At 63.8% G+C, this 14,706-nt stretch carries 12 protein-coding genes; 5 read left to right on the top strand and 7 right to left on the bottom strand.

Annotated features, from left to right (window positions below):
- From AAG816_RS15975 to AAG816_RS15985, 3 genes are all read left to right on the top strand, one after another.
- A partial coding sequence (locus AAG816_RS15975) for an AMP-binding protein (RefSeq protein WP_341990651.1) occupies positions 1 to 1,242 on the top strand: 1,242 nt, incomplete at its 5' end.
- A gap of 363 nt (positions 1,243 to 1,605) precedes the next feature.
- The gene (locus tag AAG816_RS15980; RefSeq protein WP_341990652.1) at positions 1,606 to 2,616 is read left to right on the top strand and encodes a hypothetical protein; all 1,011 of its coding nucleotides are present in this window, start codon (positions 1,606 to 1,608) and stop codon (positions 2,614 to 2,616) included.
- A 299-nt stretch (positions 2,617 to 2,915) separates the two neighbouring features.
- The gene (locus AAG816_RS15985; protein ID WP_341990653.1) at positions 2,916 to 3,962 is read left to right on the top strand and encodes a hypothetical protein; all 1,047 of its coding nucleotides are present in this window, start codon (positions 2,916 to 2,918) and stop codon (positions 3,960 to 3,962) included.
- Positions 3,963 to 3,969: 7 nt separating this feature from the next.
- Here AAG816_RS15985 and AAG816_RS15990 read toward each other — a convergent pair whose 3' ends face one another.
- The 5 genes from AAG816_RS15990 to AAG816_RS16010 form a co-directional block, all read right to left on the bottom strand.
- Positions 3,970 to 4,485, bottom strand: coding sequence for a hypothetical protein (locus AAG816_RS15990; RefSeq protein WP_341990654.1), 516 nt, complete (start codon positions 4,483 to 4,485; stop codon positions 3,970 to 3,972).
- A gap of 265 nt (positions 4,486 to 4,750) precedes the next feature.
- Positions 4,751 to 5,089 (bottom strand): hypothetical protein, encoded by a 339-nt coding sequence (locus tag AAG816_RS15995; RefSeq protein WP_341990655.1) that lies wholly within the window; start codon positions 5,087 to 5,089, stop codon positions 4,751 to 4,753.
- Between the two features lie 178 nt (positions 5,090 to 5,267).
- Entirely contained in the window at positions 5,268 to 6,659 is a 1,392-nt protein-coding gene (locus AAG816_RS16000; protein ID WP_341990656.1) for an NAD-dependent succinate-semialdehyde dehydrogenase, read from the bottom strand.
- Between the two features lie 69 nt (positions 6,660 to 6,728).
- Positions 6,729 to 7,754 carry an alcohol dehydrogenase AdhP gene (gene adhP / locus AAG816_RS16005; protein WP_341990657.1) on the bottom strand — a complete coding sequence of 342 codons (1,026 nt, stop codon included), beginning with the start codon at positions 7,752 to 7,754 and terminating at the stop codon, positions 6,729 to 6,731.
- Positions 7,755 to 8,169: 415 nt separating this feature from the next.
- Entirely contained in the window at positions 8,170 to 9,093 is a 924-nt protein-coding gene (locus AAG816_RS16010; RefSeq protein WP_341990658.1) for a dihydrodipicolinate synthase family protein, read from the bottom strand.
- A gap of 161 nt (positions 9,094 to 9,254) precedes the next feature.
- On the opposite strand from AAG816_RS16010, the gene AAG816_RS16015 reads away from it, so the two are divergent.
- On the top strand, positions 9,255 to 10,739 hold the full coding sequence (locus tag AAG816_RS16015; protein WP_341990659.1) for a PLP-dependent aminotransferase family protein: 1,485 nt from the start codon (positions 9,255 to 9,257) through the stop codon (positions 10,737 to 10,739).
- A 90-nt stretch (positions 10,740 to 10,829) separates the two neighbouring features.
- Here the strand turns inward: AAG816_RS16015 and AAG816_RS16020 are convergent, their stop codons facing one another.
- Complete coding sequence (locus AAG816_RS16020; protein WP_341990660.1) at positions 10,830 to 11,180, bottom strand: helix-turn-helix domain-containing protein; 351 nt, start codon at positions 11,178 to 11,180, stop codon at positions 10,830 to 10,832.
- 72 nt (positions 11,181 to 11,252) lie between these two features.
- Between AAG816_RS16020 and AAG816_RS16025 the strand changes: the two genes are divergently transcribed.
- Positions 11,253 to 12,344: an NADH:flavin oxidoreductase/NADH oxidase gene (locus AAG816_RS16025; RefSeq protein ID WP_341990661.1), complete on the top strand. Its 1,092-nt coding sequence runs from the start codon at positions 11,253 to 11,255 to the stop codon at positions 12,342 to 12,344.
- A gap of 153 nt (positions 12,345 to 12,497) precedes the next feature.
- On the opposite strand, the gene AAG816_RS16030 is transcribed toward AAG816_RS16025, so the two are convergent.
- Complete coding sequence (locus tag AAG816_RS16030) at positions 12,498 to 14,663, bottom strand: TonB-dependent siderophore receptor (RefSeq protein ID WP_341990662.1); 2,166 nt, start codon at positions 14,661 to 14,663, stop codon at positions 12,498 to 12,500.
- Positions 14,664 to 14,706 lie beyond the last annotated feature (43 nt).

Consider the following 14,706-nt stretch of genomic DNA (forward strand, 5'->3'; position numbering starts at 1 on the left):
GCCGCCGCCGGGCATGGCGTGGATTGCGTGCCGGTGGGCGCCACAGATCCGCTCTATATCCTCTACACCTCGGGCACCACCGGCCAGCCGAAGGGGGTGGTGCGCGATACCGGCGGGCATCTGGTGGCGCTGCGCTGGAGCATGGAAAACCTCTATGGCCTCAAGCCCGGCGAGGTGTTCTGGTGCGCCTCCGACATCGGCTGGGTGGTGGGACATTCCTATATCGTCTACGGCCCGCTCATCATGGGCTGCACCTCGGTGATCTATGAGGGCAAGCCGGTGGGCACGCCGGACCCGGGCGCCTTCTGGCGGATGATCGCCGAGCACAAGGTGGTGGCGCTGTTTACCGCGCCCACCGCCATTCGCGCCATCCGCAAGGAGGATCCGGAGGCCACCCATCTGGCCGGCCATGATCTTTCGGCCTTCCGCACCCTGTTCCTGGCGGGCGAGCGGGCCGATCCCGACACCATCCAATGGGCGGAGGCCCATCTGAAGGTGCCGGTGATCGACCATTGGTGGCAGACCGAAACCGGCTGGGCCATCGCCGGCAATCCCGTGGGCCTCGGCCTGCTGCCGGTGAAGCTGGGCTCGCCCACCGTGGCCATGCCGGGCTATGACATCCAGGTGGTGGACGAGGCGGCCAAGCCGCTGCCGGCGGGCGTCATGGGCTCCATCGTCATCAAGCTGCCCCTGCCTCCGGGCAATCTGCCCACGCTCTGGCAGCAGGACGAGCGGTTCCGCGAAGCCTATCTCGATGAGTTTCCAGGCTTTTATAAAACCTCGGACGCCGGCTTCATCGATCAGGACGGCTATCTGTTCGTCATGGGCCGCACCGACGACATCATCAATGTGGCCGGCCACCGGCTCTCCACCGGGGGCATGGAGGAAGTGCTCGCCTCCCATCCCGATGTGGCGGAGTGCGCCGTGATCGGCGTGAAGGACGCGCTGAAGGGCGAGGTGCCGTGCGGCTTCGTGGTGCTCAAAGCCGGCGAGCGGCGCTCCCCCACCATCATCGAGAAGGAACTGGTGGATCTGGTGCGCGACCGGATCGGCCCGGTGGCGGCCTTCAAGCTGGCCTTCACGGTCAACCGTCTGCCCAAGACCCGCTCCGGCAAGATCCTGCGCGGCACCATGAAGAAGATCGCCGACGCCGACCCCTGGACCGCCCCGCCCACCATCGATGACGCGGGCACCCTGGAGGAGATCGCCGAGGCGCTGAAGGCGCGCGGCTACGGCGCCTGAACCTTACACCGGGGCGATGTGCTACACCGGGGCGATGTGCTTTCGCCCCGGACTTCCCCGTTTGCGACACCGTGGCATAGGACAGGTGTGACGCCGTGCGGGGTTGCAACGCCTGTGGGCAGTCAAGCGTCAATCCTGTTGCCGCGACCTTGCGCGATGATCTTCGGTGCACGGGGGCAGAAGCCCTTCCCGTCGCACTCTGCCCCTGCTATAGTTTCCCTAACGGAAGTTATATTGCTTGCTGTTGATTTTTTGTTGCGCGGCATCAGTCGGCAACCGTCCATTCGCCGGCATGAGGCTGGCGTCGCTCCTGAGACCAGGCACGCATGAGGCGGGCTCTGGCTCGTTCTTGGGGAGGGGCGCATGGTCGCGCGGGTTGAGGCATCCTACAATGTCCTGGCGTTGTTCAAGGCGCTGAAGGGCGACTCTTCAGCCAGCACCGCTGCCGCAGACGCGATCATCGAGCAGGTGCGCAAGATCAATGCCGCCGCCAGCGCCGCGCGCCTGCAGGGCGCCAGTGCGGCCACCGAGGCCTGGTTTGCGCAGGCGGATACCGAGGCAGAATGGGTCCGGCTCGGCGACATTGACGTGGAAGGGATGCGATCCCGGTTCGGCAATGCCGGTGAGTACGCGATCTTCACCAGTTTCTTCAAGGGAGCGGAACCGGAGAGGCGGATCGAGAAATCAACGGTCGAAAGCCTCGTGGAGGGTTCGAAGAATACATATTATAGAAATCTCATGACTCAGTATTATTCGGACAAGGCCCGAGATGGCGGCTCCAATGAGGTGCGCGATCTCATTGACAGCGGAGATAACGTGGAGTGGCTTGCCAGCGCGCTCGCCAAATATAACTGGTACTCGATGCTGGTGGCGAGCGGAAATGATTTCATCTCGGAGAAAGCAGATCAGCTCGCAAACACAACCGATGCGGCAACGATAAAGACGATCAATACGGATCTGGAAATCGCCAATGGGATCGTCGCCGGCAAGCAGGCGTTCATCGACAATTTCCAGACCTACCTGGATTACGCCACGTGGAGCTGGCAGGCAGGTGCCTATAATCTCTCCGGCTCGCTCTATAACAAGAATGAGGATGGCACTTATTCGCCCGGTGTGTTCGAGATCACCTTGAAAGGCGGCAGTGCGGTCTATTGGACACATGACGGGAGCGGCACTGCCCTCAGATCCAATCCGTTCGGGACGGAGTATTACAAATTCGATCTCCTCTACACGGAGAATCACTATAAAAAATACTCATACCAGTCTGTCGAAGAAAGAATTGATCACCTTCATGAGAACTATCCCTATCGCGTGGTGCGAGATGGGAAAGTGATGTATTCAAGCAAGCCCACAGCGGATGCGGTGAAGATTTAGGATGGTGGCTTAACCCACGCCGGCGGCACCCGAGGATCGGGGGGGGGCGGGGCACGGGCGGTGGGGGCGCGATGATGATGTCCTCGTCGTGAGTGATCCTCATCTGGACCGCGGTGCCCTTTATCCAGAGTATTGAATCTGCTATAGTTCCATGAACTGAAGGTATATTGTTCGCTGTTCATTTTGATTTGCCGACAAGACGAGTTTGGCCATTCGTGAACCGTAGGCATGAGGCCTGCGACCAACCTGAGACCGCGCGCGCATGAAGCGGCCCGCGGCTCCTCGCAGCGGAGGGGCGCATGGTCGCGCGCATCGAGTCATCCTATAATGTCCTGGCATTGTTCAAGACGCTGAAAGGCGACACTTCGGCCAGCACCGAAGCCGTGGACGCGATCATCGAGCAGGTGCGCAAGATCAATGCCGCCGCCAGCAACGCGCACATGCAGGGCGCCAGTGTGGCCACCGAGGCATGGATCTCCCAGTCGGAGACCAGCCCCGCCGATGATTACATCGCCGTGGCCGACGTGGACCTGAAGGCGGTGCGCGCGCGCTTTGACTCCGATGCGGAGTATGCGGTCTTCACGCGTTCTTTCGAAATCTATGTAAAACACCCTCTGATGCCAAAAAATACGGTCGATAATTTAATTGATTACGCTAAAATTACGCACATGAGGACCGTGGGGAGGCAGGAGTTCTTGGACAAGGCCGCCGATAGCGGGTCGAAGAGAGTCTATGATCTCGTCAAATGGGGCGACAGTATCGAATTATTTGCCTCCGCATTGGCCAGTTATAATCGGGGCACCGTGAGGCTGAAGGATGGTCAGAATTATATTGCGCAAAAAACCACGGAACTGGCCAACACGACCGATGCGGAGCAAATAAAAAAGATCGGTGAGGAAATCGAAATCGCCAGCGGGATGATCTCCGGCGGGCAGCAATTGGTCGATAATTTTCAGACCTATCTCGATTACATGACCTGGAGTTGGAGCACGGGGATCTACAGTCTCTCCGGATCGCTCTATGAGAAAAATGAGGATGGCACCTATTCGCCCGGCGTGTTCGAAATCAATGTGCGGGATGTCAAACATGCCTACTGGAAACATGACGGTAGCGGCATTGCCCTGCAATCAAATCCAACCGGTTCAGAATATTACAAAGTGGACATGACTTATCTGGATAAACAACTTAAGAGCTCTTATACATCCGTATCGCATGCGGTCGATTTTATAAGGGATAATTATTCAGAACGTGTCGTCGTGGATGGACAGGCGCGGTACATCATTAAATACACCCTCACTGCCGCCGAAACCGAGGGGCGCGACCTGGGGGCAGGAGCCAAAGGGTGACGCGCCTTCACCGGGGCGCGCAGGTGGCCGCTTCCCTCAGCAGCGAAGGCGACAGGCGCTTGAGAAAGGCGATCTTCTCCGCCGGTGTGCCCTCGATCAGGATGGTGTCATGCCCGGTCCGGCCGGCCACATTCACATGGCTGGCCTGCATGGCGTCTTCGATCGCCGTGGCGTGCGCCTCCAGGTCGGGCACCCGCACCATCGCCGTGCGGCCCGACATCTGCACGAAGAACAGATGGAGCAGCTTGTTGCGCTCGTCCCCTTCCTGGCCAATGTAGGTGGCGGCATCGATTTTCAGGAATTTGTAGATCTTCCCGTTGGCCGCATAGCTGTAGGCGGGGAAGAAATTGCCCTGCTTGTTCTCCCGGAAATCCAGCGTGAAGACGCGGCCATTGCCCGTCTCCACGCAGCGATATTTTCCTGCAATGTCGATGGCGTCGCCGGTCTCGATCACCGGATCGAGGCTGGAATAGCAGCCGGTCAGGGCCAGCAGTGCCAGGAGCAGCGCGATGCCGCGCGCCATGTGTAGACCCTTGACGTGCATCACGCCGGCCTCCCCTTGCGCATTTGCGACGCAACGTCAGACGCGCTTGTTCTTATGCGGGTTCAAGATGCCGAATGAACACGATGATAAAGTGTAAGTCGCGCTTGAATAATGCGCAATCTTCCACGTCCAGCCATCTGTTCCGATCTGGCGTCTATTCTGGCAGGTCGTGCCTAAGGTCCTGTGCGGTGTCTCGCCCTGGCGCGGCGGTGGGGCCGCGCCGGGGTGGGGCGATCAGAGGGCGCTACTTGCCGCCGTCGTTATTGCTGTCGCCGCAGGTATAGCCCACGAAGCATTGCGGATTGTCGGGCATCGGCACCCAAGCGGGCGTCGCCACCTGCTGGTAGGCGCAGAAGGTCTGGTCACGCACATAGCGCTGGTAGGTGCGCGGGTTGTCGCCCACCACCAGGGAGCCCTGGCTCTTCACCAGCCCGGCGAGGCCGGCGCAGGTCTGCGGCACGGCGGGGGCGTCGATGGGGGGCAGGTAGCCGGGCGGCGGCGGCATGTTGCCCTGGGCCGCGGCCATCGGGACGGGCAGCGCGCAGAGCAGGGCGGCTGCGATGAGGGACAATGACGCTTTCATGGGCATGGCTCGCCTGCGGACAGATGCTACGGCTGTACCGCGAAGGGCCGCACGCGCCAAGCCGGAAAGCGCGCACGCCTCGGGCTCTCCCGTCGGGAGCGGCCCGGCCGGTCAGCGGTGATCATGAAGCCCCTCGGGCCGGAGCACCCTCAGTGCTCCGGCCCGAGCGTGTTGCCTGTCAGAACGGGGCGTCGATATCGACCACATTGATGAGCTTGTGGTTGACGAACTCCTTGATGCCGAGCCCGATCAGCTCGCGCCCGTAACCGGACCGGCGGACGCCGCCGAACGGCAGGTCGGCCTTGACCATGGTGGGATGATTGACGAACACCATGCCGGTGGAAATCTTCCGCGCCACGTCCGCCCCATGTTTGGGATCGGACGTGAAGACGGAGCCGCCCAAGCCAAACGGGGAATCGTTGGCGATGCGCACCGCATCCGCCTCGTCTTTCGCCCGGAACAGCATGGAGACCGGGCCGAAGAACTCCCAGTAGCGCGCGGGGTTGTCGTCGGCCAGGTCGGTCAGGATGGTCGGCTGCACGAACGCGCCCTGGTTCGGAACGCTCGGGCCGACTTCGGTGGCCGTGGCGCCGAGGGCGACCGCCTCGCGGATCTTCTCCTTGACCTCATCGGCCGCCGCTTGCGACGACAGCGGCGCCAAGGTGGTGGCGGGGTCGAACGGATCGCCCGCCCGCAGCCCGGCCACGCCAGCGGTGTAGAGGGTAAGGAACTGGTCATAGACCGGATCGACCACGATCATCCGCTTGGACGACACGCACACCTGGCCGCCGTTCCAGTGCCGGCCGAACACCGCCCACTTGGTGGTCTTGGCCATGTCCGCATCGGCGAGCACCACGAAGGCATCGGCGCCGCCAAGTTCCATGGTGGATTTCTTGAGCGCCTTGCCCGCCTGGGCGGCGACCACGGCGCCGGCGCCTTCCGAGCCGGTCAGCGCGACACCGTGCACGCGGGGGTCGTTGAGGATGAGTTCGATCTGGCTGCGGGTGGCGTAGAGGTTCTGGAAGCCGCCCTCCGGAAGGCCGGCCTCGCGCATCAGCGCCTCAAACGCGGCCGCGCTCTGGGGCACGTTGGAGGCGTGCTTCAGCAGCATGGTGTTCCCCGCCGACAGCTGCGGGGCGATGATGCGGGCGATCTGGTAATAGGGGAAGTTCCACGGCTCGATGGCCAGCAGCACGCCCAACGGCTCGTGCACGAGGATGGCGTCGCCCTCGGCCGGATCGGCCACCGGCAGCGTCTCCGGCGCCAGCAGGCGCTCGGCATGATGGGCATAATATTCGAAGATGTTCGCCGAAAGCTCCACTTCGGCTTTGGCCTCCGCGAACAGCTTTCCCATCTCCAACGTGAGCAGTTTGGCATAGCTGTCGATGTCGCGCCGCAGCAGCGTGGCGGCGCTCTGCATCACCTTGGCGCGCGCGGCAAAGCTGGTCTCGCGCCAGGACAGGAAGGCCGCGTCGGCGCGCGTGATCGCTGCCGTGACCTCCGTGTCGCTTGCGTCCGCGAACGTCTTGAGCAAGGCGCCGGTATAGGGATTGATGGTCTCATAGGCCATGGAATGATCCTCGGATGTGCAGCACGCGTCGGTGAGGCGCGGCCGGAAAGCGGCCGCGCCGTTGCCATGTCAGTTCAGTTCAAGGACAATCCGCCCATCGATACCGCCGGCTTCCATGCGATCGAAAATGGCGTTGATATTGTCCAGCTTGTCCCAGGAGAAATGCGCCGCGACGGCGCCGCCGCCGGCGAATTCCAGAGCTTCGTCAAGATCCTGCCGCGTGCCGACGATGGATCCGCGCACGGTGATGCGCTTGAGCACCGTGTCGAAGATCGGCATGGCGAACTTGCCGGGGGGCAGGCCGACCAGGGCCATGGTGCCGTGCGACCGCAGCGCGCCAAACGCCTGTTCGAACGCGGCGGGTGAGACCGCCGTGACCAGCACGCCATGGACGCCGCCCAGCTGCTTCTGCAGTTCTGCCGCGGGATCGATCTCCTTCGCGTTCAGGACGATTTCAGCGCCGAGGCGTTTGGCCAGGGCCAGCTTGTCGGGGTGGATATCGATGGCGGCCACATGCATGCCCATGGCCTTGGCGTACTGGACCGCCATGTGGCCGAGGCCGCCGATGCCGGAAATCGCCACCCATTCTCCCGGCTTGACCTCGGTCTCCTTCAGCGCCTTGTAGACGGTGACGCCGGCGCACAGGATCGGCGCGGCGGGGCCCCATTCCAGATTGTCGGGCAGGCGGCCCACATAATTGGGATCGGCCAGCGCATATTCCGCGAAGCTGCCGTTCACCGAATATCCGGTATTCTGCTGCGCGCCGCAGAGCGTTTCCCAGCCGGTGCGGCAGTGGGGACAATAGCCGCAAGCGGTGTGCAGCCACGGAATGCCGACGCGATCGCCTTCCTTCACCCGCTTCACCGAACGGCCCACGCCGACCACGGTGCCGACGCCCTCATGGCCGGGAATGAACGGGACCGTCGGCTTCACGGGCCAGTCGCCCTTCACCGCATGCAAATCCGTATGGCAGACGCCGGTGGCGGCAATCCGCACCAGGATTTGATCGGCGGCGGGCTCGGGAATCGGCACCTGTTCGATCACCAGCGGTTGACCCAACTGGTGGACGACGGCGGCTTTCATCATATTTGCCATGGCAGACCCTTCCTTGTCTTGGGAAGGGAGCGACTATTGCGGGGTCATCGCATTGACCTCGCTCAATCATCATATGATCGTTACCATGGTGATGGGGAAATGAGACATTATAACAATTTCAAGCGTAACCAGAGCGGGTGTTGAACATTATAAATCGTGGCGCGAGTGGGTAGATGTTACTCAGGGTCAGGATGAAAAATCTTCGCGCCGGGCGGGTTTCGTCGTGGCAACCGTCAAGGTGATACCGACGACCGTGTCAGGCGTGCGGCGGCGCTGTCCCGTGATGTGAGGCAACGACGGCCACCGAGCCGCCAGGCCTCAGGAAAATCAGGTGGTGGGTACCCGCACAACGCCGCGGGCACCCATTGCGGTTCGTCCAAGCCCCCATAGCGCATAGAGCGGCGGGCAAGACCTGTCATGGCTCTTGAGGGCCGTCCCCAAGCAGCGGCTCCAGCGCGCCGGCGATGCGATCATGATGCTCCGACGATAAGGGGAGCAAAGGGCGCGGGGGCAGCGCATGGCAAATGCCGAGGATGTCGGCGGCGGCATACATCACCCGCAGGCTGCTCAATTCCTGGCAGATCGCCCACAGGGGCTGGAATCGACCTTTCCAGTGCGCGACCTCCGCATGATCCCCCCGCTGGGCGGCGCGAAGCAGTTTCATCGTGGGTTCCGGAAGCAGGCCGCCGCACACGCTGTACCAAGCCTCGCCGCCTGCCAGAATGGCATCGGGTGCATTCCAGTCACCGCTGTAGCCGATGGAAAACGTGTCCGGCACGCATGCGCGCAGCGCCATGTGCGACGGGGCCACCTCGGCCGGCGGCGGCGCCGGGTTCTTCACGGCGATGATGCCGGGGTGGGCAGCCAGGCGCTGGATCAAGGCGTGAGAGAAGGTGAAATGGGTGGTGGTGGGATTGTTATAGATGCAGAGCGGCAGGTCCGTTGCCGCGCCGACGGCAGCAAAATGCGTGAAGACCTCCTGGTCTGTCAGCGGCGTATAGGAAACCGGCGCGAGCAGGAGACCGTCCGCCCCGGCGGATTTCGCGTCACGCGCCAAGTCCTGCGCGTCGTCGGTGCGCAGCGCCCCGATCCCCACAATCAGGGGGATCCGGTGGTTCACGATGGCGGCTGCGGCCTCGATCGCGCGGCGGCGTTCCGCGCGGGTCAGATAGGCATAGGTGCCCGTGCTGCCCAGCAGCCCGATGGAGTCCACGCCCGCCGACACCAGGCGCTGGAGCAGACGAGCCAGGGCATCGGTGTCCACCCGGCCGTCGGCATCCGCCGGCGTGATCGGGAAGGCTGACAAGCCGCGGAACAGGGTTGGCGCAGAAACAGTCATGAGGGTCTCGTGTGGTCCGAGCCGGATGCCGTGGCACGCTGAGTTGCGCCACCGCTTTGGCTTTCCGTCGGCCTGCGCGGTGCTCGCGAAGGCGGCTGGACCATGGGCGAGAAGTGGTCCACAAGGAACGTCCAGTTTTAGTCAAAAATGATGGGCCAGTCATGGCGCGCCTCCCCCTCGCGGCGGCCGGTGTCCTGCGCACGCAGAGGATCTACGAGGCGATCCGAAGCCAGATCATGTCCGGCGCCCTTGGCGCCGGCGCCGCGCTGCCGTCGACGCGGTCCCTGGCGGCGGAGTGGGGCGTGTCGCGCACCACGGTCACGGCTGCCTTCGAGCAGTTGATCGCCGAAGGATATATCGAGACCCGGCATGGCGCCCGATCCCGCGTGGCCCAGGGGCTCGAACGGGCGCCACGGGAACCGGACATGCCGGCCCCGCGTCCGGAGCCAGCGACCCTTTCCGCTTTTGGTCGACGCGTGGAGCGTTTCCCTGCCCCCCCGGCGTCGGGCCCCGAGCATCTTGTCGCGGATTTTCGATACGGCGATCTTGCCGCGGGCGATTTCCCCCTGCGCGCCTGGAAGAAAGCGGTCAACGTCGCCTTGGCGCGGAGGCTGCCACGGCTGAGATATGGCGAGGCCAACGGCCTGCCGGAACTGCGGGAGGCGCTGCAAGGCTATCTCTGGCGCGCCCGCGGCGTGCGGTGCGAACCCGATCAGATCGTCGTGGTGAACGGCTCCCAGCAGGGCCTCGATCTCTGTGCCCGGTTGCTTCTGGATCGGGGCGAGCGGGCGGTGATGGAGAACCCCGGTTACGGCCTCGCGCGCCAGGTGTTCCTGGCGGCGGGGGCGGACGTGGTGCCCGTGGGCGTGGACGGGGAGGGGATGCGGACGGAGGGGCTACCGCCCGCGCGGCTGGCCTATGTCACGCCGGCGCATCAATTTCCTTTGGGCAGCATCATGTCCATCGCACGCCGGCGCGCGCTGATCGCCTGGGCGGAGAGCGCCGGTGCCTACATTGTCGAAGATGACTATGACAGTGAATATCGGTTCGATGTCAGCCCGATCCCGCCCCTCCACGCCATGGATGGCGGACGGCGGGTGCTTTACATCGGAACGGTCTCCAAGACGCTCTCGCCGGCTTTACGCCTCGGCTATGTGGTGGTGCCGGATGCGCTCGCGGTCGCGTTTGCCAAGGCCAAGAGACTGACCGACAGGCACACATCGACCCTGGAGCAGGAGGCCCTCGCCACCTTGATCCAGACGGGGGCCTATGAGCGCCATGTGCGCCGGGTGCGCCGTCGCAATGGCGAGCGGCGCGCCCAACTCCTGGCCGCCCTGTCTGCGGCGCTGGGCAACCGCATGACCGTCGCCGGGGCGGATGCGGGCCTTCACGTGGTGCTCTGGCTGAACGGCGTGCCCCGCGCGCGGGAAGGGGAGATGGTGCAACTGGCGCAGCAGGCTGGCGCTGGGGTCTACCCGATCACGCCGCTCTACGCCGATGCGGCAACGCTCCCGCGGCCGGAAGTCGCCGGGCTGGTCCTGGGCTATGCCACGCTGGAGCCCTCCGTGATCACGCAGGGCGTGCAAGCGATTCGGCAGGCGCTCGACGCCTTCTGCGATCTGGCTGCAGCCGGGAGCCGTTCGTGATTGCGTCCCGACCGATGGCGGTGCTTGGCCCATAGGCGGGGACCTGATCGCGCCTATGATCGGCGCACGCTGTCTGGCGAGGGCGTCCGTTCAGGTCCGGCCGGGGGCCTCGGCCTGGGCGGCCAGCACCACCGTCAAGAGTCCGGGGAACCGCCGCTCGAGTTCGTCGCGGCGAAGCTCGTTCATATGGGCCGGACCATCGGTTCTGGTGCGCACAAGGCCGGCTTCCCGCAGCACTCGGAAGTGATGCGACATGCTGGATTTTGGCCGCCCGGCGTCGAGCGCCGAGCATGTGGCTTCGCCGCCCTGCGCCAATTGGCGCACCACGCCCAGCCGAACGGGGTCGCTCAGGGCATAAAGCACTTGGCTCAGGGCCACATCTTCGATGGCTGGGTGCTGGATCATCCGCATGGCGAACGATAGCACGGGTCTTTCATTCATTTCAATGTTCGACTATATTCGAACTATCGTATCGATTGGCGATCCCGCCCACTGACCCGTCAGGAGTGTCGCATGTCCGCGCTGTTTGCCCCCTTCACGTTGAAAGGCGTGACTCTGAAGAACCGCATCGCGGTCTCGCCCATGTGCCAGTACTCGGCCGAGGATGGCCTGATCAATGAGTGGCATCGGGTCCATCTGGCTGGCCTGGCGCGGGGCGGCGCAGGGCTGGTGATCGCCGAGGCCACCGCCGTGTCGCCCGAAGGGCGCATCACCCCGGGCTGTGCCGGCATCTGGACCGATGAACAGGCCCAAGCCTGGAGCCAGATCGTCAGTGCCATTAAGGCCACCGGCGCAGTGCCGGGGATTCAGATCGGCCATGCGGGCCGCAAGGCCAGTGCCAACCGCCCCTGGGAAGGCGATGATCACATGTCGCCCGGCGACCCGCGGGGATGGCAGACGATCGCACCTTCGGCGGTCGCGTTCGGACCCAACCTGCCCCTCGTCCCGCGGGCGATGACACTGGCGGATCTCGAGCGGGTCAAGGCCGATTTCGTCGCCGCGGCCCTGCGCGCCCGCGCCGCCGGATTTGAGTGGCTGCAATTGCACTTCGCGCATGGCTATCTCGGGCAGAGCTTCTTCTCGACCTGGTCGAACCAGCGCACCGATTCCTATGGTGGCGATTTCGAAGGCCGGGCACGGTTTCTGATCGAGACCCTTGCCGCAGTTCGGGCCGTGTGGCCGGACAACCTGCCGCTGGCGGCCCGTTTCGGCGTCACGGAGTTCGATGGTACGGACGATCTCGAAGAGGGCATCGAGATGGTGCGTCGTTTCAAGGCGGCCGGGCTCGACACCATTGACGTCAGCATGGGCTTCTCGACGCCCACGGCGAAGATCCCCTGGGGACCTGCGCTCATGGCGCCGATTGCGGAACGGGTGCGTCGCGAGGTGGCACTGCCGGTGACCACCAGCTGGTTCATCAGCGAGCCGCGCCAGGCGGAGGCTCTGGTCACCGACGGCAAGGTCGACTTCGTCTCGCTCGGCCGGCCGCTGTTGGCGGACCCCCACTGGCCCTATCGCGCCGCCCGCGAGCTGGGGGTGGAGAAAGCCGCCTGGACGTTGCCCGCGCCCTACGCTCACTGGTTGGACCGTTATCGGACGGCATGAGCGCCGCGTCCGACTTGGGGTGAAGTTCCGGCCGCCGCTTTTCGAAGCGGCGGCCGAGATGCGTGTCCGTGCGCTTTCACGCGAGGACGGCGATCCGATCGCCGTCCGTCATCCGGCTGTGAACGCGCGGCACGCCAGATCGTTCAAGTGGCTTCAGAACGAGACGCGGGCCGAGAGGGTTGCCTCCAGCGGGTCACCCACCGCCACGCCAAGGTTCGTCGCCTGGGTCGAGGTGTAGTAGGTGGTGTCGAAGAGGTTCTTCACGTTCAGCTGCACCGTGATCGGGTTCTTGGCCTGGATGGTGTAGGCGACAAGCGCATCGAACACCGTGTAGGCCGGTAGCCAGAAGGCATTGGCCGGATCGCCCGGCGCCCGGCTGCGGCCATGCATTCCGCCGCCGACCTTGAGGCGATTGTCTCCCCAGACCTTGCCGAAATCATAGGTCGCGAACAGCGAGTAGGTGTTGCGCGCCACGTTGGTGGGCGTGTTGCCCTGGTAGGTGGGGTCTTCGATGACGACGGCGTCGGTGTAGCCGTAGCTGGCGATGACATTGATCCGGTCCGTCACCGCGCCGGCGATATCGAACTCGAAGCCGCGCGAGCGCACCTTGCCGGCAGTGCGGGCAAAGCTCTCGCCGCCGATCACCTCCGTATAGAGCACGTTCTCCTTCTCGATGTCGAACACGGCTGCCGTGCCGGTGAGCCCTTGCAGGATGTCGAACTTGACGCCCGCCTCGTAGGAGACGCCGGTCTCCGGCGGCAGATTGCCGATGTAGCTGGCAATGGAGGTCTGCGGCATGAAGGAGGTGGCGTAATTGACATACAGGGACAGCTTGTCGGTCGCCTTGTAGACGATGCCCGCCCGCGGCATGAACTCGCTGCCGTCCGCCGCCGTATTCAGGTTGAACGGGCGCCCCTTGCCAGCCATCTGGTCATAATATTGGAAGCTGCCGCCGGCGACGATAATCCACTGGTCGGTGAGGTAGAGCGCATCCTGAATATAGCCGTTGTAGAGCGTCTGCTTGGTGGTCTGGTCGCTGTCGGCGGCCGAAACGGTGGTACAGGGCGCAAGCTTGCCATAGACTGGAGTGTAGATGTTGAAGCCGGTGCGATTGCTGCAGCGGATCATGTCCGTGCGCAGCAGGTCATAATAATTGTATGCGGCGCCGAACAGCAGCTCATTCTTGAACCCGGCGATGTTCACGGTCCCCGTGAGGTCGGCCCGCAGATTGTGATCATACTGGGTGGAATCCTGGGTGGCATCGGCGCGGCGGGTCAATGCGCCGGTTTTCGAATTGTAGGAGATGAAGCGCGCCTGATTGTCGGAATAGATGTCGCGGCTGTAGCTGTAGTTGAGCTTCAGTTTCCAGCTGTCACTGAGCTGCCGCTCAGCGTTGATCTGGAACAGGTCCGACGAGCCCTCGGTCACATTGTAGGGTTCGTCAAATCGGGTGCGACGGTCGACATTGACCGCTTTCCCGGTGCCCAGGTCGAAGATGGTGCCGCGGTCGAACGGCACCGTGTAGTCGCGATGGGTGTAGGCGGCGGTCAGCGTGGTGTCCTCGCCGTGCCAACTGAGCGACGGGGCGAAGATATTCTGGCGGGTGGAGCCGAAGTTCCGCCAATAGTCGGTGTCCTGATATTCGCCGATAAAGCGGTAGGCGAAATTCGTTCCGGCGATGGGGCCGGTGATGTCGAAATCCGCATAGCCGCCGCCGAAATTTGACAGCGTGCCGCCGAGGGAGCCGCCGAACGTCTGCTGCGGCTTCTTGGTGATGATGTTGATGATGCCGCCCGGTTCCTGAATGCCGTAGAGGGTGGTCGCCGGCCCCTTGAGCACTTCCACCCGGTCGGCGGTGGCGTTGAAACTGTTCGGCAGCACGGTGCGCATGCCGTTGGTGAGCACCGAGCCGTCGCGATTGTCGCCAAAGCCGCGCCGGATGAAGGCATCCTGCGTCCCGCCCAGCGTGTTGGCCGGCGTCACATTGCTGATATTGGCCAGCACTTCATCGAGGGTATGGGCGTTCTGATCGACGATCACCTCGTTGGTCACCACGTTCACCGCCTGGGGAATGTCGAGGATCGGCATGTCCGTCAGGGTCGCGGTGGAGGTGGCGATGGGCTGGAAGCCCTTTGTCTCGCCGCTGGCTTGCACCACCAGGGTGGAAAGCAGGATCTCATTGTCCGGATTGGCGATGGTCTGCGGGAGTGCCGCGGCAGTTTGGGCATCGGCCGGTGCTGTGGAAGCCAGAGCGGCGAGTATCATTGCGGAGAGGGGGGCGCACCGGATGATCCCGTGGCCGATGGTGGAAATGGTCATTCACATGGCCTCGGCCAATCGCGTTTTTGCGATGTTTTCAGAG

Origin of the sequence: Azorhizobium sp. AG788 (genome assembly GCF_943371865.1) — a bacterium.
In the GTDB taxonomy this organism is placed as follows: domain Bacteria; phylum Pseudomonadota; class Alphaproteobacteria; order Rhizobiales; family Xanthobacteraceae; genus Azorhizobium.